Below are 21,246 nucleotides of genomic sequence, written 5' to 3' on the forward strand. Positions count from 1 at the left end.
CATAGGGATATGTTGCCCGCAAGAACGCATCCGTGCGCTCGTGCGGGCGCAGGGACCATGCCTCCGCCATCACAAATTCGCCGTTTTCAATTCCAGGATCCGCAATGGCCGATACCGAAGATCCGCGCCGCAGATTTGCCGACCTTGTCAAGCTGAGCGGCCTGACCAGCAAGTTCATCGATCGTGAGGCGGAGCGCCGCGTCCTTGAGGAGGGCGTCATCCGCTGCGGTCTGTCGCTGGACGAAGCGCGCGGCATGATGCGGGCCGTCGCGGACGACAACGACTATGTCTTCGAGAGCGAGACGGAACGCCGTGTCCGCCAGATCCTCGACAAGCAGGCCGGCAAGAAGGGCAAGATCAGCAAGAAGCAGTTCGACCAGACCGCTTCGATCCTGCGCGACTTCACCAACAGCTCCATCGGCGAGCAGGAGGCGCGGCGCCAGGTCAAGCGCATCATGATCGAGAATGGCTGGAAGCCGCGCCGCGCCGGCATCCTGCCGACCCAGCGCTGGTACAAGGGCATCGAGGTCTAGAGCTTCCTGCGTTTGATGCAAAACGCAGGAAGCTCCAGCCTTATGTTTGACGATCGGATTCACGCTCCAAATCGATTCCGATTTTACGCGATCCGATCTAGAACAGGCTTCGCCGGCGCGCTGTTCCCAAGGCTTCGGGCGATGACCGATGGACGTTCTGAACCTCCTTTCGTCTGCCGCGTCCGACGCCGTCGGGGTGCTGCTGATCGTCGTTCCGCTGCTGCTTTACCGCTGGCTGGCGGATAGCGTCGCCCATTGGCCGCCCTATGGCGCGTTGCGGAAGGACAAGGCGGCGATCGCCGGCTTCCTGCTGGGCGTCTGCCTGGTGGCGGTGACGCCCTTGCCGGGCCAGCCGCTGAGCTTCGACAGCATCTTCAACCGGGGCGGCCCCTGGGATTTCGACATGGACGCCTTCGGCGATCTGGTGCTCGACCGGATGGCTGTGGCGCCCAGGCTGCTGCTCGACCGGCTGATCCTGGACGACGAGCGGCTGAACCTGACCTTGGGCGTCGCCGCCGCCGCGGCGCTGCTGGTCGGTCACGCCATCGGCGGATTCTTCCGGCTGCGCTGGCGGCGGGCGATGGCGACCGTGGTCTTCGACCAGATCGTCGCCGTGATGACCGCCATCCTGACCCTTTACGCCGCGATGCTGGCCCTGTGGCTGTGCAACCGACTGAATTTCTGGATTTTCCTGGTCGGCATCCTGGCGATCCAGGAATACCGCTACAACCTGTTCGGCCTGTTTCCCCGACATCGTCATTTCCGCCTGCCCCGCTTCCGCCTGCCGCAATAGGCCGGCAGAGGGTCGTGCAGCCGGCATGGCTTAAGGCGGCGGGTACCGGCATGGCTTAAGGCGGCGGATAGATGACCTGCGAGGTGCCGATGACCCGTCGCTTGAAATGCGCCCAGCACAGGCCGGCGGCCAGGGTCACCGACGCCAGCGTCAGCATCAGATAGCCGGTCCAGAACGGCGCCTGCCCGTCGAACACGTCGAAATGGCGCAAGGTCATGTAGCCGCTCAGCAGGATGGCCGCCGAAATCCCGATCCCCAGCACGCCCAATGCCAACCACGCGATCCGCAGATAGACGACATAGATGGCGAACAGGACCATGCCCACCGCGATCTTCGCCGACAGACGCGTGCCGTCATCCTCGCCGATCCAGGCAAGATACGAGTATCCCGCCGGGTTCCAGGTGGCGAACAGCAGCAGGAAGCAGCTGAGGGTGCGGACGATGTAGCCATAAAACTTCACGATGCCGGATCCTCAGCCAGCGCACATGGCAGACGGGAGCATGACAGATCGGAGCATGGCGGCGCGGGGTAGGCCGTTCGGGTCATGGCGGGATGACGTTCTGCGAATCGACCTGCCCGGACAGCCGGTAGCGCACCAGGGACCAGCTGAAGCCGGTGCCCAGCAGCGTCGCCACGCCGGTCAGCAGGGTCAGCGTCAGCGTGGTCGGCTTGTCCAGGTCGAGCAGGCCGTAATCCCACAGCATCCACACCGACACGCCATAGATGGCGGCGACCAGCAGCATCCCGATCAGCTTCATCGACCGGTAGGTCGCCAGCACATGGGTATAGATCAGGAAGACCATGACGGTGCCGACGAACAGCTTCAGCGTCCAGTGCCCGGTGTCCTCCATGCCGATCCAGTGGTAATAGGAATAGCCGGAGGGGTTGTAGGTGCCGAAAACCGTAAGCAAGGTCAGCAGCATCCTGACGATGAAACCTGCGGTCGTCAGCATCGGAAAGCCTGCGAAGGCAAGGGAAAGGCATGGACCGCCACTGTACCGGACCGCGCCCCCGCCGACCAGCGTTCTTGCCGGTTCGTCTCCGTGACAAAGCTGCTTTACAATCTGACGCCGGACACGTGTTATCGCTGCGTCCGTCCGCGCATCGGAAGGTCCACACTGCAAGAGGTTATCCGGATCCGTGCGCGCCTTCACTGTCATGTTCGGCCGACCGGCGGCGATGGCTGCCAGCGTCGGCCTTGCGATCCTGTTCCTCTCCGCGGGCTGGACCGCGCTGCCGACACGGAACGCCCCATCCACCCTTGCCTACCGTCTGCCGGACGGCGATCCGGCCGCCGGTGATGAGGGCATGCCTGTCTTCGTCCTGCGCCCCGACCATTCGACTCTGCGGGCCGGCGTCGCCCGGATGCAGACCGGCGGACGCATCGACGTCACGCTCTACGACCCGTCCGATCCGGAACTGACCCAGGAAAGCGAGGGTCTGCTGTTCAACGCCGACCTCCGAGTCATGTGGCTCCTGGCAACGGACGAGGAGCGCGCCGCGCTGCGGCGCGGCATCGAAAAGCTGGGAGTGGGCCTGCGCGACGCCATCGACGCGGTGCTGCGCTCGCCCGAATTCAATGACGAATACCGCTCCGTGCTGAAGGACGTCGGCCGTCAGGCCATCGACACCGCCTGGCACCATCCCGGCACCAAGGCCGCTTATGACGAGCTGGTGCGCAGCGCCGAACCGGTCCTGCGCGAGGCGATCGGACGCGATCTGCGGGGCATCGTGATGAAGCGGGCCGAACCGATGGTGTGGGACATGCTGTCGGCCAATGTCGGCTCGGTGCTCAAACTGTTCCAGGACCAGCCGTGGAACCTCACGCCGGTCGAACAGGCGCTGGAGGGCATCCAGCGCGACGTGCGCGAACAGGGGCTGGTCGAGAAGACGACCCAGCGCATCCTGGACAGCTGGCAGGCGAAGGCCTTCATGCAGACCTTCGCCAACAATGCGATGGATGCCGCGGTGCGCGATCCGCGGATGCGCGATGCGGTGCACCGGCTGCTGACCGACCAGCGGCTGGGCGCCTACCTGACCCCGGCTTCCCAGCCGGCGAACGAACTGGCCCGGCTGGCGCCGCAGATCCTGTTCGGCGTCCATCCGCAATCGGACCTCAACGCGCTCGCCGCCTACATCTTCCGCGGCTTCATCACCGGGCGCCCCGGCCAGTTGGTCATCCTGACCAGCCCGCGCCAGCGCGACCAGATCCTGGCCCTCGACCGCTTCGCTCCCCGGCCTCTCTTGTACGGCGTGCCGCAATGACCACCATGAACAACGCGCTCGAAATCGCCGGGCTCGGCATCCGCCGCCCGACCGGTGCGGTCCTGGTGCGCGACGCCACCTTCACCATCAAGCCGGCGGAGATCGTCCTGCTGGTGGGGCCGAGCGGTTCGGGAAAATCCACCATCGTCAAGCTGCTGGGTGGCCTGCTGGAAACCGGGCCCGGCGGCTGGGGGGTCACCGGCCGGCTGACCTGCGGCGACCGCAAGCTGGACCTGGAGTCCGAACGCAGCCATGTCGGCGGCATCGTCTTCCAGGACCATGCGCTGTTCAACGATCTGAGCGCGCTGGAGAATTTGCGGATCGCCGCCGACCATGCCGGCCGGCCGCCCGCCCCCGCGCTGCTGGCCGATGCGACGGCACTGCTGGGCGACATCGGCGTCCACAAGACCGTCGCGTCGTGCAGCGGCGGCCAGCGCCAGCGTCTGGCGATCGCGCGGACTCTGCTGGCCGACCGTCCGGTTCTGCTGTTCGACGAGCCCAACTCCGGCCTCGACGTCCGGATGGCGCGGCGGCTCGGCGAACTGATCCGCGACCTGTGCGTCGGCATGGGGAAACCGGCGCTGATCGTCGCCCATCACGTCAAGGACCTGCTGCCGGTCGCCGACCGGGTGCTTCTGCTCGACACCCGCTCCCGCCGGCTGGTGGAGGTGCCAAAGGACGCCGACGCGATCGAGGCCGAGCTGATGAAGCTCGATTCGGGCAGCGCGGCTTCCACCGGTACGGCTCAAATCGACACGGCCGCCCCCCAGAATGGCAAGGACCGGCGCAATCCGTGGCCGTCCTCCATCGGCCACCGGTCACGGCTCTACTGGTTTGGCCGCTATATGGCGGAGTATTTCTGGGAATTGTGCGTATCGCCGCTGATGCTGATCTACATGGGGGCCGGGGCGCTCATCATGGGCTTCGTGTCGATGTGGTTCGGCTTTCACTACAACTCCTTCGGCGGCTACCTGAAGTCGCTGCTGCATGACGAAACGCTGGTCGGCCTGGGTCTGGTGCAGGGCACGGTGGCTGTGCCGCTGATCTCCAGCATCCTGTTCGTGGCGCGCAACAACGCCATCATCGCCGCCGACATCGGCAACCGCGTGCTGTCCTCGCAGTTCAAGGCGATGGACAATCTCGGGATCACCGCGCGCACCTACATCTATTCGGCCATCCTCATCAACATGGTGATGGGGGCGCTGATGCTGCTGGTGCTGTCGCTGGGGGTGGCGGGCTGGAGCTCGATGCAGACCTGGCATCTCCAGTTCCCGCAGCAGAATTTCGAGCTGTGGCGTGAGCATTTCTTCCAGAAGCTGATCCTGGAGGGCGGCCATGTGACGCCCCGCATGGGATGGGTCCTGCTGAAGGTCGGTCTCAGTGCCCTGCTGGCCGGTGCGGCCGCCATCGTCATCGGCGGCGGGCGCAAGGAGTCGGTGCTGGAGATCAATGCCGCCATCGCCCGGTCGATCATCATCGGCGTCACCCTGACGCTGCTGGTGCACGCCGTGATTTCGGTCCTGACGCTGTAGCCCGACACTTTTTCCCGAGCGCTTTCGTGTGGTGCGCGCGTTGGATATATGCGGTACAGTGGGGGCGCACCATACAACTGAGAGCCGTGGTCATGACGAGCGACAGTGATCCCAACGCCGGCGCCATCCCGGCATCCTCTGCTCACCATCACGGCCAAGACGATTTGCCGCCGCGGCGTCCGGACGGCAGCGGCCGACCGGCCATGCTCGTCGCGCTGGCGGCGCTGGCGGCGACGGTGACCGCCCCCTACTGGACACCGCCGGTCTATCGCTTCCTGCATCTGCGCCCGGCGGGTGTCGAATGGCAGGCCCGGCAGGATGTGGAAACCGGCCGGCTGGTGCAGTCGCTGTCCGAACTGGACCGCCGGCTCGCCGAGTTGACCGACACCGTGGCGAAGACCAACAAGCAAACGGCCGGCTTCAAGGCCACCGAAGCGGGCATGGAGACGCAGGTTCGCGTCATTGCCCTGCTGCAGCTGCGCGGGATGATGCGGCGGCCGGTGCCCTTCGACGCCGAGCTGAAGGCGGTGAAGGCCTTCGGCGGCACCTTCGACACGCTGGCTCCGCTGCTGGAAAGCGTCGAGTCCTATGCCAGCATCGGCATTCCGCTGGAACTCCAACTGCGCCGCGAATTCGCCGGGCTGGCCGAGATGCTGGCCTATACGGAAACCCGGCCGTCCATGGTCCATTGGCTGACCAACTTCACGGGCTGGTCGAAGGAGCCGGCACCGGCGGAAGAGGCGGCACGTCCGGAACGGCCGTCGAGCATCGCAGCGCGGGCACAGGCCCGGCTGGCGGAGAACGATCTGCATGGTGCCGTCGAGATCCTCGCGGCACTGGAAGGCGACGCGGCGGCGGCGGTTCGTCCGTGGCTTGGACAGGCGCAGGCACGGCTGGCTGCCAACCAGGCCGACGACATCATCGCCGAGTATGTCGCCACCACCCTTGGCCGTTTCCTGAACCGGACCTGACCTGGGCGCATGAGGTTCGGACGCTCAACCGCCGGGCCGTCCTGGCGACGCCCCATGGTAACGGCCGTGGTAAAGACCATGAGGCGAAGCATCGGCTTCGGGTTCCTGACGCTGGCCGCCGCGGCAGGCGGTTTCTGTCTGCCGGTCCTGGCCCAATCCGCCAAGCCGGACTCGGTCAGCCCTGATCGGGCGCAGACCGAATGGGTCGCGATCGTGCGCAGCGGGCGGGCCGGAGACCCGGCGGCGCCGATCGTTCTGGCGCGGTCCGACTGGGAGGCATTTCTCGCCGAAACGCGCCGTGCCCGTGCCCGCGCCGCCAGCACTGCCATTGAGGATGCCGAGTTGCGGCTGCGGACCGGCATTGATGGGATGGTTGCTGCCATGCGGGCGGAGATCCCGGCCTTCGTCGGTTGGCGCTTTTCCTTCTTCACCACCTATCGCCTGACATTCACCGCGGTCGGCGGCGTCTTCACCGGCACCGATCCCGAATCGGCTGTGAAAATCGCGGTGGCCGAGCGTTTCCGTGAGATGGTCCTGAAGCCGGTCACGGTGCGCACGCGGCTTACCCAGGCAATGGACGATGTGACGCTGAACGCTGCAAACCAGCGGGAGGCCTTCGTCGCCGAACGCCGGATCGCGCTGGACCGTCTGGCTCGGGAGCGCGGCCATGCATCGGCTACCGCGCCCGTCGCCGCCATGATGTCCGAAGCCGACGCGCTCGGCCTTCCTACCCTCTCCTCTGTCCGTCCGGCGCTGCCGATCTCGGACCCCAACGACGAGGTCGGGTGGCTGGGGCAGCGCGAGGCGCTGGTCATGGCGGGTCGGCAGGCGGCACGCCGCGGCATCGGTACCATCGTCGAGCCGACGGTCCTGGCGGTGGCCCCGGTGTCGCTGGTGGAAACCGCACCGTTCCTGGTTAGTGCGGCAGCCGGAGCGACGGTGCTCGGCGCCGGTCTGGCTGTCGAGTTCGTGGCGCTCAAGCTGTGGGAATCGACCGAGCGCGAAGCGCTGGAGGAAGAGGCGCACGGGGCACTGAACCGGTACCACCAGGAGCTGTCGGGGATCGTCTCCCCCGTCGCCGGGGCCCTGATCACCGCGACCCTCGGCGCCACTCAATGAACCGGACAAGGAAAGACCCCCGACGGTCTTCCGTCAGGGGTCTTTCCTTGCCGATCAAGCCGAAATGCGGGATCAGTTGGTCAGGGCCTGAGTCAGTTCCGCGCTATAGAGCGTGCGTTGCGGGGCACGGTCGATGGCGCGCTGGATCATCTCCCGCCCTTCCTCGGTCTTGCCCTGCTGCCGCAGGAGCTGGCCGAACTGGTAATAGGCGTCGGCATACATCGGATCGATCGCCATCGCCTTCTGCATCATCTGCGCCGCTTCGTCCAACCGGCCCTGGCGCATCAGCGCCACACCCCATTGCGTGTAGGCATGCGGCATGCGGGTATTGCCCTTCGCATCGCGGTTCAGCACTTCCTTGAACTTGGCGATGGCCTGATCGTACTGCTTCATCTCAAGCAGCGCGTTGCCGGTGTTGTAGACCGGCAGCAGGAAGTCGGGCTTCAGCTTCAGGGCTTCGTTGAAGCGCTCGATCGCCTGCTGCTGCTTGCCCTGCTGGGTCAGGATCAGGCCGTGCAGGTTGTACGCCCAATGCAGGTCGCCCTTCGGCAGATGGACCATGCAATAGCGCACCTCGCGGATCGCACTGGCGAAGTCCTTGGAATTGGCGTCGTGCGTCGTCTCGTACATGTAGGAGGCGACGACATAGGGGTCGATGAAGCGGACGATGTCGATCGCCATCTCATGCAGGATCTGGTTGGGATCCTTGCCGGAAATGCTTTGATTGAAAGGCTTGTGGCCGTTGTAGCCGTAACCGCGCACCGACAGATGCAGGTCATCGCCACGGGCGACCATGTCGCCGTTGAAGGTGAAGCGGACCAGCCCGAGCATTTCCTGCGTCGCACGGATCGGTTCGGCGAATTTGAAATAGTCGCTCAGCGCATTGACCGCGGAATCGTCGTCGGGCAGCGAGAAGTCACGGATATCCTTCACGGTCCGCGCCTTCTGGTCGATCGAGCGCACCTCGTTGGCAAGGCGGGCCGCCATGACCTTGGGCGTGTAGCCCTGCGATTCGATGGAGTTGGGAACTCCGATGTCGTGGAACATCACCGTGCTGGTGTCGAAGACGACCGCGTAGCCGAGCAGCGCCGACAAGGCAAGCACCGGAAGCGATAACAATCCGAAATCCATGCTTCTCGCCCCCCTCCGAATTTTCCGTTTTCTTCAGCGCTTTGCCGTCGCAAGCAATTCGTCCATGCGGCCCGCCAGCAGCAGCGACGCCTGATCGGCGGCCACCCGTGCCCGCGCGTCGGCCAGCCACGGGGCGGCGGCTTCCGCCTGCGCGCCCTCCAGCAGGGCGATGCGCTCGGCGGCGCCGGCGAGGTCGCCGGCCTCCAGCATGATGCCGGCACGCGCCAGCAGGGCGGACGGGCGATTCTCATCGCCGGCCGCCTCTTCGGCCGGCGGCCGCAGCACCGTCGTCACGCCGGTGACCCAGCCCCACATCGCGTTTCCGACATTGCTCGGCCCGCCCCCAAGCTCGGACCCGAGCACCGCGGGCACAAGAAGGGCGAAGCGCGCGACCAGATCGTCCCGCGTCGGCACGCCTTCGACGGCGCGCGGCGCCACCACGTCCAGCAGCTTCGCCACGTCTCCATCCACCACGCCCGCCAAGCGCGCCAGGGCCAGTTCGGCCTGGAACGGGGTGGAACGCGACAGGGCGGCGCGCAGCTGCCGCGCCGCCATCACGTGGATGACCGGAGGAATGCCGGACAGATCGGACGACGCCTTCGCAGCCTGGGCGACGCGCCCCTCCAGCCCGGCAACCGCCTTCTCGATCCCGGCGATCCGGTCGGGCAAGGGAGCCGTGGCGGCAGCGGCGCTGTCCAGCCTGCGCTCCAGCGAATCGATGCGGGCAGACAGGTCCTTCAGAGCCGTGCCATGCGACTGCAAGGCAAGCAGCACGCCGCCGATTGCCGCGATGCCGACGACCGCCGCCAGGATGGGCATCGTTCTGCCCGAACCGCGGACCGGCGGCGGAGGCTCCTGGAATGCCGCCGCAGCACCTTGCGTGCCTGCCGAGGTTGCCGTGAATGGAGTGGCCGTTTCCGCCCCCTGCGATGAATGCTGCGGCGGATTCGCGACATCCTGGTCGCCGGCCAGATTGCTGGTCGTCATGCTCCGGTTCCCTGACATGGCGGTGACGGCTGGCGATCACCTTCAGTTTCAATGGACGGTTCCGGCGACGGGGCCGCCAGACCCGCAAGGGCTCTGCTGAAATTCATAGAATTGGCTACAGCGATAATCTGAACGCCATATACGGTAAAGGTACCTCAAAAGAGTGGCTTAAGAAAGCCCTCTGCGCGCCCATACCGGAAGGTCCCGGGCACTTTCAGCGCCGTACAAACAGTGGCACCGGAATGATCGCCTGCATCACGGAGTCGTTTCGATCCCGGACTACGTTACTTTTTATGCCGCAATACCCGATTATATTTGGCAATCCTGGATGAGCTGCCCGCCACGGCGCGGCCGCCCGTGACCACAAAAGGGAAAAACAGGACACAGCGCCTCAGCCGGACCGCCATGAGCGGCCGGCACAAGGCGCCGGAGAGAGGACGATGATGCGTAAGCAGTCCCTGGTCCGCTCATGGGGGGTCGCTAAGAGGGGTCTGCTCAGTCGGCTTCGGCGACCGACGTTTGATAGCGCATCGGCATCGCACGTGGAGGCATCGGCTGTGTCGCATACCACCAGTTGCCGATCAGGGCGCCGGCGATGCTGCCGACCACCGTCGTGAGAGGCCCTTCCGCCAGCGCGCTCATGCCGACGCCACCGGCGATCATGCCGACGCCGATGGCCAGCGCCTGATTGGGCGACATGCCGAGGATCGTCGAGGAGGCGGGCGGAGGAACCGGGATCGGGGCCGGAACCGTCTGGGCACCGGCGCTCAACGGCGCGATTGCCAGGAACGCGGCGAACACCATTGGCGACAGCGTGCGCATGGGATCTACTCCGGACATTGGGAAACCGGTACGACGCTACCACGAAAATGCGAGCACCGCCATTCGCCCCGATTGCCCGGCCACACTCTGGGACCGGGCGCCAACCGCACGCGTCAGCGCAGCGCTGAAGGCTGCACGTCCGTTACGATGCGTTCGCCGTCGAATCGCGGCGGCGGACCGCTTTTCACCGCCGTACCCGCTTCACCCGATGCGTCCGCCGGCGCATAGCCGAACAATGGCAGCGCGGCGAGGAAGGCGCCGATGGTGCAGCCGGCCCCGAAATAGGCGACCACCTCCCCAAGCGCGGCCCCGACCGGCGCCGCCACCGCACCGCCGGTTCCCGCCGCCGTCAGCGCCCCGGACGCCATCGCCAGGCCGGTCACGCCGAGCCCCAGCAACGCGCATCCCGCCGCCTGCCGTTCGGCGACCTCCCGCTGCCCCGATGGCGTGGCGATCTCCGCCAGCGCCGGCCAGGAAACGCCCCCGCCACCGGAACCGGCAGCTGCGGCCGCCAAAGCCGGCGAAATTGCCGCCGACGTTACGACGGCCATGGCGGCGAGCACGGCGGACGCCACGCCTCGCCGCCCCTGCCGGCGCTCTTTCCCGCGCCCTTGCCCGCTCCTCCGGATGGGCATCTCACGATCTCCCTGGATGGGTTGCACGACTCCCTAAGTTTGGCGGCCGGCATGGTGTGTCGATGGCGCATCCGGTGCCGGCGTCACGTTCGCGACGTACCGCCGGGGAAGTGTCCGGATTGCTCGTCCGTGACACGTGGGTGATACGATTGGCGTTGGGGATACTTTTTCGCGGGCAGGGGCAACGGCGATGCGCCCCCCTGCCTTCCACGCTCCGTGACAATATCGATTGCCGGGTGAATCCGTATCGCCGCGCTTGCTATTTCTTTATAACCTTTGACAGACTCTCTTTCGGAGTGTGTCCGAGGGTTCGCATCTATGGCCATCAATCGTCCGGCCCGCCTGTCCACCAGCCGTTCGAAGCAGGCAGCGGTAGTTCTTTCAATAGCGATCGCCGCGGCACCGTTCATTGCGGCGCATGCCGGCGCGGCTGAAGAACCGCAGACAGGGTCGACCGGTACCGCGGCTGCGGTCGCCGCCCCTGGCTCGACGGCACAACCGCCGGCACCCGCCGGTGGGCTCGAATCGATCACCCAGACGGCTGGCGCCGCAGCCGGTTACCTCTACAGCAGTTCCACGGGACTGCTGTGGTCGGCGGGCGACATTCTGTCGTCGGCCTATACCGGCGTCGGACAGGCTCTCTACGAAACCGCCTATATGATGGGAGTCAACAAGACTCCCCTGTCGCGGCCGGAGTTCGTCGATACCGCAAACGAGCACGCGCCGGCCCCGGTCGCGCAGCCTGCCGTCTCGGCCGCCCCCATTATAGCTGCGCAGGAGCCGGCGCCGGTGCCGGTGCAATCCGCGGCGCCCGCCATGCCGGGCGCCATGCCGGGCAAGGAAACGGCCGCCGCGACCAGCCCCGCCGCGGAGACCGCGGCTGCACCAGCGCCGGAACCGGCGGAAGAGCCTGTGCACGTACCGCTCCAGCCGATCCCCTCCGGCCTCCTGGCGAATCTGGTCTACGACCGCTCCGCCCGGAACGCCGACGGCTCCTATTTCGTTCCGAAGGGCCTGCAACGCATGTTCGAGGTGCGCACCGAACGTGCTGCCGTCTCGGAGGTGCGCGCCGTCCGCAAGCTGAACGGACGGGTCGTGCCCGACCCGAAGGCGCATGGCCGGGTCGAAGCCGGGCTGCTCGGCCGGTTCGAGGCACCGGAAACCGGTATTCCGGTCGTCGGCGACGAGGTCCGCAAGGGCCAGATCCTGGGCATGGTGGTGCCGGTGGTCGGTGTCGTCGACCGCAGCAGCGTCCGGCGCGAGATCGCCCGCCTGACCAATGAGATCCGGATCACCGCGGAAAGCCTGGAGATCACCAAACAGTTCAGCTTCGTGCCCTTCCGCGAAGGCAAGTTGATCCAGCTGGAAACCCGCCTCCAGGGCCTGCGCCAGGAACGCGAGGCACTGCTGCCGCAGCTGAAGACCCAGGAATATCTGCGGGCTCCCATCGACGGGGTGATCGCATCCTCCACCGCGGTGACCGGGCGCGTCACGCAGCCGGGCGAAATGGTGTTCGACATCGTGAACCCAAGGCAGCTGTGGGTCGAGGTGACGGTGCCCGATCCGACGATCGCCGCCGACGCCTCGCCAGGTTCGCACGCCAGCGCACGCACCCCGGAAGGGCAGAGCATGACCGTCACCTACATGGGCAGCGGCCCGTCGGTCCGCCAGCAATCGATCCCCATGCTGTTCCGCATCGACACCCCGCCGAAGGGGCTGCGGGTCGGTCGGCCGGTGGCCGTCCTGATGCCGGGTGAACAGGCGGCGCAGCGCGGCATGCCGGTGCGCCGCGCGGCCATCGCGGTCGGAAGCGACGGCATCCAGCAGGTGTGGGAGCAGACCGAACCTGAAACGTTCGTTCCGCGCGCAGTGCAGACCCAGGACATCGACGCCCAGACCGTCCTTGTCCTGAACGGCGTGACCGAAGGAGCCCGGATCGTCGTCCGCGGCACCGGTCTCATGACACAACTGCAATAAGGGGAGGATGCGAACGATGCACCAGACCGGATGCAGAATGGGCCGCCTCCGAGCAATTCTTGCCACGCTCGGGCTCATGGGCGTGGGTTTCCTTGCCACGCCGGTTCTTGCCGATGACGGCGGCGACGGCGCGCCCAACCGGGCTCCGCGCTCCGCGATGGAGATGTGCGACCTTGGCGTCGTGCTGGTGGTGGCCGACGACAGCCTGCAAGCCTATGTCGACCGGGTCGCCGACAACGCACCGGCTGAAGACGCGGTGATCACCGTCACCCGTGCCCACAGCCGCTCGCCGCTGGCAATGGAAAAGGTGGCGGACGGCCTGTTCACCGCGCCCTACAAGCCGGGGCACGGCGTGCGGGAGGACAACCTGACCGTGGCGGTCAGCACCGCCGCCGGCAAATGCGAAGCCAAGACGAAGCTGGTGCTGGAATCGGCATCGCCCACGCCCGTCCGCGGCGTCGGGTTCGGCCGTCTGCTGACCATCGCGCTGGTATCCGGCCTGATCGGGTCGGCGGTCACGGTTCTGCTGATGCAGCGGCGGGCCCGCCGCTCCGCCGTCGCCATCCCGCTCGCCAAAGCCACCTGACCTCATCCGCTCCGCACACCCACCCGCTGCACACCACCCGCTGAGGCTCCATCGATGTTTCAGGCGATCGTCGCCTTCAGCCTGCGCCAGCGCGTCTTCGTCCTCGTCGCGTCGGCCATCCTCGTCGCCTGGGGATTGTTCGTCGCGCGCGACGTGCCCATCGACCTGCTGCCGGAGTTGCGCCAGCCGACGGTCAACGTCGTCACCGAATCGGGCAGCCTCGCAGCCGAGGAGGTGGAGCAGCTGGTCACCGTGCCGATCGAATCGGCACTCAGCGGCATCGCCGGAGTGACGCGCGTCCGCAGCACCTCCAGCGCCTCCTTCTCGCGGGTGATGGCGGTCTTCGCCTGGGGAACCAACCCGCAGCTGAACCGCCAGCTGGTGATGGAGCGTCTGGCGCAGGTACGCGACCGTCTGCCGGCCGGGCTTCAGCCACAGATGGCGCCGATGTCGGCGGCGACCGGGCTGATCATGCATATGGGCGTCACCGGCGGGGCGGACCCGATGGCGCTGCGCGACTATGTCGAGCTGGTGCTGCGTCCGCGCATCCTGGCGCAGGAGGGTGTCGCCCAGGCTTTCCTGATCGGCGGTCAGGTGAAGACCTTCCGCTTCACGCCCGACCCCGTGGCGATGAACGACCTCGGCATCACGCTGCAACAGGTGGAACAGGCGCTGACCGCCTTCGGCACCAACAGCAGCGGCGGCTTCGCCGAGACGCGCGGCCAGGAATTCCCTATCCGCAACATCGGCAAGTCCAGCCGGCTGGAGGACATGCGCAAGCTGGTCGTCGCCTACCGCGACGGCACGCCGGTGCTGCTGAGCCAGATCGGCAGCGTGGAATTCTCGGCAAGGCTGAAGCGCGGCGACGGCGCCTTCAACGGCATTCCCTCCGTCAATGTCGCCATCGTCAAGCATCCGTCGGCCAACACGGTGCAGGTGGATGCGGCGATCCGGCAGCTGCTGGCCGACATGCAGGCCACGGCACCATCGGGGATCAAGCTCGGCCAGATCTCCTACAGCCAGGCCGACATGATCAACGAGGCGATTGCCAATGTCGGCGACATCCTGCGCGACGGCGTGATCATCGTCGCGGTCGTGCTGATGCTGTTCCTGGCGAATGTCCGTTCGACGGCGATCTCGCTGCTCGCCATTCCGATTTCGCTGGTGGTCAGTGTCCTGGTCTTCCACATGATCGGCGCGACATTGAACACCATGACGCTGGGCGGCATCGCCATCGCACTGGGCGAGCTGGTCGACGATTCGGTGGTCGACGTGGAGAACATCCTGCGCCGGCTGGGCGAGAACCGGAAACAGGAAAAGCCGGAACCGGTCATGACCGTCATCGCCCGCGCCTCGCAGGAGGTGCGGTCGGGCATCGTCTATGCGACCGCCATCATCCTGCTGGTCTTCATCCCGCTGTTCGCCATGCCGGGCCAGCCCGGCCGGATGTTCGGCCCGCTGGCGATGGCCTATATCGTATCGATCTTCGCCAGTCTGGTGGTTTCGGTCACGATCACGCCCGTGTTGGCCTCCTACCTGTTCCCGCGCATGCGCGGGCTGGAGAATTCGCATGAGGGCCGGTTCCTATGCTGGCTGAAGCAGCTGAACCGCCGCGGCCTGATGTGGGTGTTCGACCGGTCGCGCCAGGTGCTGATCGGCGTCGGCATCGCCGTGGTGCTGGCCGCCGCCTCGGTCCCGCTGCTGCCGCGCTCCTTCCTGCCGGAATTCAACGAAGGCAACATCTATGTCACCCTTCTGCTGAATCCGGGAACCTCGCTGGAGGAATCCTACCGGATCGGCCATATGGCCGAGCAGATCATCATGCAGGTTCCGGAGGTGAAGGCGATATCGCGCCGCGCCGGCCGGTACGAGCAGGACGCCGACGGGGATCCGGTCAACGACAACGAGATGCCGATCAAGATCGTGCTGGATCAGGGCCGCAGCCGGCACGAGGTGATGGCCGACATCCGCCGCCGGCTGTCGATCTTCTCCGCCGACCTGTCGGTGACGCAGTTCCTGACCGAACGCATGCAGTCGGAGGACAGCGGTGTCCGCGGCGCCATCATCCTGAAGATCTACGGCCAGAATCTGGCCACCCTGCGCACGCTGGCGGAACGGTTCCGCGAGAAATTCTCCAACATTCCCGGTCTGGTCGATCTGCTGGTCGAACAGCAGCAGTTCACGCCGCAGCTGCGCGTCACCGTCGATTACGAGCGGGCCGAAATGTTCGGCATCACGCCGGCTGCCGTCACCCAGGCGCTGGAAAGCTTCACCGGCGGGCGGACGGTGTCGCAGATCATCGATGGCCTCCGTCGCTATGACGTGGTCATGCGCCTGAACGACGGCGACCGTGCCCCGGAAAAGCTGGGGCTGCTGCGGATCGACACGCCGTCGGGATCCGTCGCGCTGTCGTCCTTCGCCACCATCTCGGTCACGCCCGGCCCCAGCCTGATCCTGCGTGAAGACGCCGTGCGGCGCATCGCTGTGATGGCGAACACCGACGGCTCGGATACCGCCAAGATCGTTGCCGAGATGCGGGAACTCATCGCGTCCACCCCCCTGCCCGTCGGCTACCGCACTAGCCTGGAGGGCAGCTTCCGGGAGGGCGAGAGCGGCCGGATGATGATGGCGATCCTGACGCCGATCTCCATCGCCCTGATCTTCCTGGTTCTGCACCAGCGCTTCCGGTCCTGGCGACTGTGCCTGATCGTCATGGGCAATATCCCGCTGGCGGTGGCGGGCAGCGTCGCCGCCCTGTGGATTTCCGGGCAGGATCTGAGCCTGGCGGCATTGATCGGCTTCATTGCCGTGACGGGTGTCGCCGTGCGCAACAGCCTTCTGAAGGTCAGCCACTTCATCAACCTCAACCTGCATGAAGGCATGCCGATCGGGCGGGAGCTGATCCTGCGCGGATGTGCGGAACGGCTGACGCCGGTGCTGATGACGGCGATGGCGGCGGGGTTGGCGTTGATCCCGCTGCTGTTCGTCAACGACCGGGCCGGTACCGAAATCCTGCAGCCGGTGGCCGTGGCGATCTTCGGCGGACTGATCAGTTCCACCCTGCTCGACACCTTCACCACCCCGCTGCTGTTCGAACTGTTCGGCCAGCGCGAAATCTGCCGGGTCATCGCCACCGACTCCGCGCTGGCCTACGAGACGTTCTGACAGATCATCGCCAGGGGCGCGGCCGTTCGGTTGCCGCGCCCCGGCCGGTCCGCTTCGTCCCCTTCCTCTTTGGTTTCCGTCAGGTTTCCTCTTCGTTGGGGAGGCCTGCGCACGCCTGCCGACCCGACGCAGCCATCCCCGGGCAGCGGAAGGCCGGCGCACGGCAGCAGTCCTCCATTGTTTTTCCGGTGAAGTCAGAGAATCATAGGTAAAACGAAGCCGCATCGGTGAAAGAGGGGCGCCACAGTGAACGGAACCGATACCGACCCAACCGACATGTCCGCCGATATGCCCGACACTCCGGACCGGGAGCGGCGATACTCGGCCCCGGCGCTGGAAAAGGGGTTGGACATCCTGGAATTCCTGTCCGAATGCCGCGATCCCCAGTCGTTGCAGCAGATCGGCGACGGGGTGGGGCGGACCAAGGGCGAGATCTTCCGTATGGTCTCGGTACTGGCGCAGCGCGGCTATATCGAGCGGCTGGAGGGTGACGACCGCTTCCGCGTCACCGACCGGCTGTTCCGGCTGGGCATGAACCGGCCGGTCAACCGCTCCCTGGTCGAGATCGCCCTGCCCCTCATGAACGCCTTCGCCGAGAAGACCGGCTATTCCTGTCATCTCGCCGTGATGTCGGGCACGCAGATCGCCGTGGTGGCGCGGGTGGAGAGCACCAGCCACATCGGCTTCACCGTCCGCATCGGCTACCGCCAGCCGCTCGTCCTCACCGGCTCCGGCCATTGCCTGATGGCCTTCATCAGCGCCCGGCGGCGCCATGCCCTGTATGAGGAGCTGCGGCGGGAGGATCCCTGGATCGACCTGGATGCGCTGACCCGCAACCTGGACGCCATCCGTGCCGCCGGCCATGTCGCCCGCCCCAGCGGAATCACCGAGGCGGTGGTCGATCTTTCCTGCCCGGTGATCGACCGGCGGGAGGGTGGCGCGGTCGCCGCCCTGACCTGCCCCTATCTGCGCACCCGGCAGGTCCCGAAGGAGCCGGAGGAAATCCTGGCCGCCCTGGACGAAGCCACCCGGCGTATATCGGAAATCTTTTCGTTGGACTGACAGATCGATTTACAGGCGGAACAGCGATGTGTATATAAAACATGCGATCCGCGATGCGGATTGTATCAACTACGGCGCATCCGGCAATAATCCAGTCAAGCCGGACGTCGCGCCTTGGGATCGAGCCTTAGGGATCAAGCCTGGGGAGAGAACACACCGCCATGACCGCCAGATTGCAGGGCAAGACCGCCATCGTCACCGCCGCGGCGCAGGGCATGGGCCGCGCTGCTGCCCTGGCCTTCGCACAGGAAGGCGCCAGCGTGGTGGCGACCGACATCAACGACAGACTGCTGGCCGAGTTGGACGGCACGCCCGGCATCACCACCCGCCGCCTCGATGTCTGCGACCCGGAGGCGATCCGCGCCTTCGCAGCAGAAATGCCGGCACCGTCGGTTCTGTTCAACTGCGCCGGCTATGTCCATGCCGGCACGGTGCTGGATTGCCCCGAGGAGGATTTCGACTTCGCCGTCACGCTGAACGTCCGGTCGATGTACCGCATGATCCGCGCCTTCCTGCCGGGGATGCTGGAGGCCGGCGGCGGGGCCATCGTCAACATGTCGTCGGTCGCCTCCTCCCTCATCGGAGCGCCGAACCGCTTCATCTACGGCACCACCAAGGCCGCGGTGATCGGGCTGACCAAGTCGGTCGCCGCCGATTACGTCACCCGCGGCATCCGTGCGAACGCCATCTGCCCCGGCACGGTGGACAGCCCGTCGCTGCATGACCGCATGCGGGCGCTGGGCGACTACGACACCGCGCGGGCTGCCTTCATCGCCCGCCAGCCGATGGGCCGGCTGGGCACGGCGGAGGAGGTGGCGAAACTCGCCGTCTACCTCGCATCCGACGAGTCTTCCTTCATGACCGGACAGGCCATCGCCATCGACGGCGGCTGGACGAACACCTGACCGGCCCCCGGCCGGTTCGGCCGGTCCGCGACGACAACAAGAAACGGCGGTGCCAATCGCACCGGATGGGGAGGAGCCATGCAGCAAGCGTCGCTCGACACGGTCCCCGAGCGGTTCCCCCCTGGGCTGAACCAGGCGCCGGCGGGAATCGAGCTGCTGAGGCTGGACAACATCACCAAGCGGTTCCCCGGCGTGCTGGCGCTGGACGGCGTCGGCTTCGACCTGCGGCGCGGCGAGGTCCATGCACTGTGCGGCGAGAACGGGGCCGGCAAATCGACGCTGATGAAGATCATCAGCGGCCAGTACCAGCCCGACGAGGGCGGCATCACCTACAAGGGCGAGGTCCGGCGCTTCGCCTCCTCGCTCGACGCCGAACGGGCGGGCATCGCCATCATCCACCAGGAACTGAACCTCGTTCCGCATCTGAGCGTGGCCGAGAACATCTTCCTGGCGCGGGAGCCGAAACGCGGCTGGTTCGTGGACCGCACCGCGCTGCGCCGGCAGGCCCGGGCCTGCCTGGACCGGCTGGGCGTCGACATCCGCCCCGACGCGCCGGTGAAATCGCTGTCGGTCGCCCAGTGCCAGATGGTGGAAATCGCCAAGGCGCTGTCGCTGAACGCCGAGATCGTCATCATGGACGAGCCGACCTCGTCCCTGACCGAATCCGAAACCGCCCTGCTGTTCCAGGTGATCCGGGAATTGAAGGAACAGGGGGTGGGGATCGTCTACATCTCGCACCGGCTGGACGAGATGGCGCTGATCGTCGATCGCGTGACGGTTCTGCGCGATGGCCGGTACGTCGACACCCGCAATTTCGCCGACACCTGCGTCGACGAGATCGTGGCGCTGATGGTCGGCCGTTCACTCGACGACAAGTTTCCGGAGCGAACCTCAATCCCCACCGCCGATGTTCTGATGGATGTGCGCGGGCTGACCCGCCGCGGCGTCTTCCACGATGTCGGGTTCGAGCTGCGGCGCGGCGAGATCCTGGGCTTCGCCGGGCTGATGGGCGCCGGCCGCACCGAGGTGGCGCGGGCGATCTTCGGCGCCGACCCGCTGGACACCGGAACCATCCGGCTGGGTGAGCGCGAGATCACGGTGAAGACCCCGCGCGACGCCATCGCCCACGGCATCGCCTATCTGTCGGAGGACCGCAAGAGCCACGGCTTGGCGGTCAAGATGTCAGTCACCCAGAACCTGACGCTGGCCAACATGGGGGCCGTGTCCAACACCCTGGGTTTCATCGACCGCAAGGCGGAGGAACAGGCGGCTTGGCGCTATATCCAGATGCTCTCGATCCGTACGCCGTCACCGCATCAGGTGGCCCGCCTGCTGTCGGGCGGCAACCAGCAGAAGATCGTCATCGCCAAGTGGCTGTTCCGCCAATCGCGCATCCTGTTCTTCGATGAGCCGACGCGCGGCATCGACGTGGGCGCCAAGTTCGCCATCTACCAGCTTCTCGACCGGCTGGCCGCCGAAGGGATCGGCGTGGTGCTGATCAGCTCCGAACTGCCGGAGATCCTCGGCCTGACCGACCGTGTCGCCGTCTTCCATGAAGGCCGGATCACCGCCGTGCTGAACACGCGCGAGACCAGCCAGGAAGAGATCATGCATTTCGCCTCGGGCCACGGCCGCCCGGCGGCACCGGGAGCCGAAACGACATGAGCAATCCTACAACCAAAGCCATTGACGCCACGTCGCCCACGGCCGCTTCCCCGCGCCAGCCGACCAGCGACGGTCCGCAGGCGATGAACGGCCGGATGATGAACGACCGGCGCAAGGACCTGATCCAGAAATTCGCGGCACTCGCCGGGCTTCTGGTGCTGGTCACCGTCTTCTCCATGACCAGCGACGCCTTTTTCAGCGTCGGCAACGGCATGACCATCGCCTTGCAGGTGACTTCCATCGCCTATCTCGGCATCGCCGCGACCTGCGTTATCATCACCGGCGGCATCGACCTGTCGGTCGGCTCCGTCCTGGCGCTGGCCGGGGTGGTTGCGGCGCTGGCGGTCAAGGCGGGCGCGCCGGTACCGCTCGGCATGGGGCTGGGCATCCTGGTCGGCGCCTTCTGCGGCCTGCTGAACGGGTTGTGCGTGACGCGGCTGAAGCTGCCGCCCTTCATCGCCACCCTGGGCATGATGATGGTGGCGCGCGGCGTCGCGTTGCAGATCACCGGCGCCCGTGCCGTATCGGGGCTGGGCGAGTCCTTCGGCGAGCTCGGCAACGGCGCCATGTTCCGCATCGTCCGCATCGGCGAGGACGGCTTTCCCGACGTGGTCTTCCCCGGCATCCCTTATCCGGTGGTGCTGATGGTGGTGATCGCCATCGCCGTGGCGATCATGCTGAGCCGCACCACGCTGGGCCGTCACATCTACGCTGTGGGATCGAACGCCGAAGCGGCCCGGCTGTCCGGCGTCAATGTCGCCGGCGTCACCCTGTTCACCTATGTGCTGTCCGGCACGCTGGCCGGGCTGACCGGCTGCGTGCTGATGTCCCGCCTCGTCACCGCCCAGCCGAACGAGGGCGTGATGTACGAGCTGGACGCCATCGCCAGCGCCGTCATCGGCGGCACCTCGCTGATCGGCGGTGTGGGCACGATTTCCGGCACCGCCATCGGTGCCTTCGTGATCGGCATCCTGCGCAACGGGCTGAACATGAACGGCGTATCGGCCTTCACCCAGCAGATCATCATCGGTCTGGTCATTCTGCTGACCGTCTGGATCGACCAGATCCGCAACCGGCGCTGACCGGCGTTTTCGACCA

At 66.5% G+C, this 21,246-nt stretch carries 19 protein-coding genes; 13 read left to right on the forward strand and 6 right to left on the reverse strand.

Annotated features, from left to right (window positions below; all coding sequences use genetic code 11):
* Positions 1–104 precede the first annotated feature (104 nt).
* Together J2848_RS17990 and J2848_RS17995 are read left to right on the forward strand one after the other, a co-directional pair.
* The gene (locus tag J2848_RS17990) at positions 105–533 is read left to right on the forward strand and encodes a hypothetical protein (protein ID WP_149232124.1); all 429 of its coding nucleotides are present in this window, start codon (positions 105–107) and stop codon (positions 531–533) included.
* A 148-nt stretch (positions 534–681) separates the two neighbouring features.
* Positions 682–1,326 carry a hypothetical protein gene (locus J2848_RS17995; protein WP_149232123.1) on the forward strand — a complete coding sequence of 215 codons (645 nt, stop codon included), beginning with the start codon at positions 682–684 and terminating at the stop codon, positions 1,324–1,326.
* A 55-nt stretch (positions 1,327–1,381) separates the two neighbouring features.
* Here the strand turns inward: J2848_RS17995 and J2848_RS18000 are convergent, their stop codons facing one another.
* Together J2848_RS18000 and J2848_RS18005 are read right to left on the reverse strand one after the other, a co-directional pair.
* Positions 1,382–1,786, reverse strand: coding sequence for a DUF6524 family protein (locus tag J2848_RS18000; RefSeq protein WP_149232122.1), 405 nt, complete (start codon positions 1,784–1,786; stop codon positions 1,382–1,384).
* Positions 1,787–1,868: 82 nt separating this feature from the next.
* Positions 1,869–2,279, reverse strand: a complete 411-nt coding sequence (locus tag J2848_RS18005) for a DUF6524 family protein (RefSeq protein ID WP_149232121.1) — start codon at positions 2,277–2,279, stop codon at positions 1,869–1,871.
* Between the two features lie 187 nt (positions 2,280–2,466).
* Between J2848_RS18005 and J2848_RS18010 the strand changes: the two genes are divergently transcribed.
* The 4 genes from J2848_RS18010 to J2848_RS18025 all read left to right on the forward strand — a co-directional run bounded on the left by J2848_RS18010 (position 2,467) and on the right by J2848_RS18025 (position 7,213).
* Positions 2,467–3,591: a hypothetical protein gene (locus J2848_RS18010; protein ID WP_246193933.1), complete on the forward strand. Its 1,125-nt coding sequence runs from the start codon at positions 2,467–2,469 to the stop codon at positions 3,589–3,591.
* Positions 3,588–5,123, forward strand: coding sequence for an ATP-binding cassette domain-containing protein (locus J2848_RS18015; RefSeq protein ID WP_149232120.1), 1,536 nt, complete (start codon positions 3,588–3,590; stop codon positions 5,121–5,123). The genes J2848_RS18010 and J2848_RS18015 overlap by 4 nt, the downstream gene beginning before the upstream one ends.
* 92 nt (positions 5,124–5,215) lie before the next feature.
* The gene (locus J2848_RS18020; RefSeq protein WP_149232119.1) at positions 5,216–6,094 is read left to right on the forward strand and encodes an MICOS complex subunit MIC60; all 879 of its coding nucleotides are present in this window, start codon (positions 5,216–5,218) and stop codon (positions 6,092–6,094) included.
* A 78-nt stretch (positions 6,095–6,172) separates the two neighbouring features.
* Positions 6,173–7,213 (forward strand): hypothetical protein, encoded by a 1,041-nt coding sequence (locus J2848_RS18025; protein WP_149232118.1) that lies wholly within the window; start codon positions 6,173–6,175, stop codon positions 7,211–7,213.
* A gap of 72 nt (positions 7,214–7,285) precedes the next feature.
* Here the strand turns inward: J2848_RS18025 and J2848_RS18030 are convergent, their stop codons facing one another.
* From J2848_RS18030 to J2848_RS18045, 4 genes are all read right to left on the reverse strand, one after another.
* Positions 7,286–8,344 (reverse strand): tetratricopeptide repeat protein, encoded by a 1,059-nt coding sequence (locus J2848_RS18030; protein ID WP_149232117.1) that lies wholly within the window; start codon positions 8,342–8,344, stop codon positions 7,286–7,288.
* 33 nt (positions 8,345–8,377) lie between these two features.
* The gene (locus J2848_RS18035; protein WP_170307071.1) at positions 8,378–9,331 is read right to left on the reverse strand and encodes a mitofilin family membrane protein; all 954 of its coding nucleotides are present in this window, start codon (positions 9,329–9,331) and stop codon (positions 8,378–8,380) included.
* A gap of 495 nt (positions 9,332–9,826) precedes the next feature.
* A complete protein-coding gene (locus tag J2848_RS18040) occupies positions 9,827–10,153 on the reverse strand; it encodes a hypothetical protein (protein ID WP_211103169.1) in 327 nt (108 codons plus the stop codon).
* 113 nt (positions 10,154–10,266) lie between these two features.
* The gene (locus J2848_RS18045) at positions 10,267–10,728 is read right to left on the reverse strand and encodes a hypothetical protein (RefSeq protein WP_149232115.1); all 462 of its coding nucleotides are present in this window, start codon (positions 10,726–10,728) and stop codon (positions 10,267–10,269) included.
* Between the two features lie 378 nt (positions 10,729–11,106).
* Between J2848_RS18045 and J2848_RS18050 the strand changes: the two genes are divergently transcribed.
* The 7 genes from J2848_RS18050 to J2848_RS18080 all read left to right on the forward strand — a co-directional run bounded on the left by J2848_RS18050 (position 11,107) and on the right by J2848_RS18080 (position 21,230).
* Positions 11,107–12,765 (forward strand): efflux RND transporter periplasmic adaptor subunit, encoded by a 1,659-nt coding sequence (locus J2848_RS18050; RefSeq protein WP_149232114.1) that lies wholly within the window; start codon positions 11,107–11,109, stop codon positions 12,763–12,765.
* A gap of 82 nt (positions 12,766–12,847) precedes the next feature.
* Positions 12,848–13,351: a hypothetical protein gene (locus tag J2848_RS18055; RefSeq protein WP_149232113.1), complete on the forward strand. Its 504-nt coding sequence runs from the start codon at positions 12,848–12,850 to the stop codon at positions 13,349–13,351.
* 54 nt (positions 13,352–13,405) lie between these two features.
* Positions 13,406–16,516 carry an efflux RND transporter permease subunit gene (locus tag J2848_RS18060; RefSeq protein WP_149232112.1) on the forward strand — a complete coding sequence of 1,037 codons (3,111 nt, stop codon included), beginning with the start codon at positions 13,406–13,408 and terminating at the stop codon, positions 16,514–16,516.
* Between the two features lie 246 nt (positions 16,517–16,762).
* On the forward strand, positions 16,763–17,578 hold the full coding sequence (locus tag J2848_RS18065) for an IclR family transcriptional regulator (protein ID WP_211103168.1): 816 nt from the start codon (positions 16,763–16,765) through the stop codon (positions 17,576–17,578).
* Between the two features lie 161 nt (positions 17,579–17,739).
* Positions 17,740–18,483: an SDR family oxidoreductase gene (locus tag J2848_RS18070; RefSeq protein ID WP_149232111.1), complete on the forward strand. Its 744-nt coding sequence runs from the start codon at positions 17,740–17,742 to the stop codon at positions 18,481–18,483.
* Between the two features lie 78 nt (positions 18,484–18,561).
* Positions 18,562–20,148, forward strand: coding sequence for a sugar ABC transporter ATP-binding protein (locus J2848_RS18075; RefSeq protein WP_211103167.1), 1,587 nt, complete (start codon positions 18,562–18,564; stop codon positions 20,146–20,148).
* The gene (locus J2848_RS18080; RefSeq protein WP_246193932.1) at positions 20,145–21,230 is read left to right on the forward strand and encodes an ABC transporter permease; all 1,086 of its coding nucleotides are present in this window, start codon (positions 20,145–20,147) and stop codon (positions 21,228–21,230) included. Before J2848_RS18075 ends, J2848_RS18080 begins: the two co-directional genes overlap by 4 nt.
* The last annotated feature ends 16 nt before the right edge of the window (positions 21,231–21,246 follow it).

It is taken from the genome of Azospirillum lipoferum (genome assembly GCF_024170005.1).
In the GTDB taxonomy this organism is placed as follows: domain Bacteria; phylum Pseudomonadota; class Alphaproteobacteria; order Azospirillales; family Azospirillaceae; genus Azospirillum; species Azospirillum lipoferum.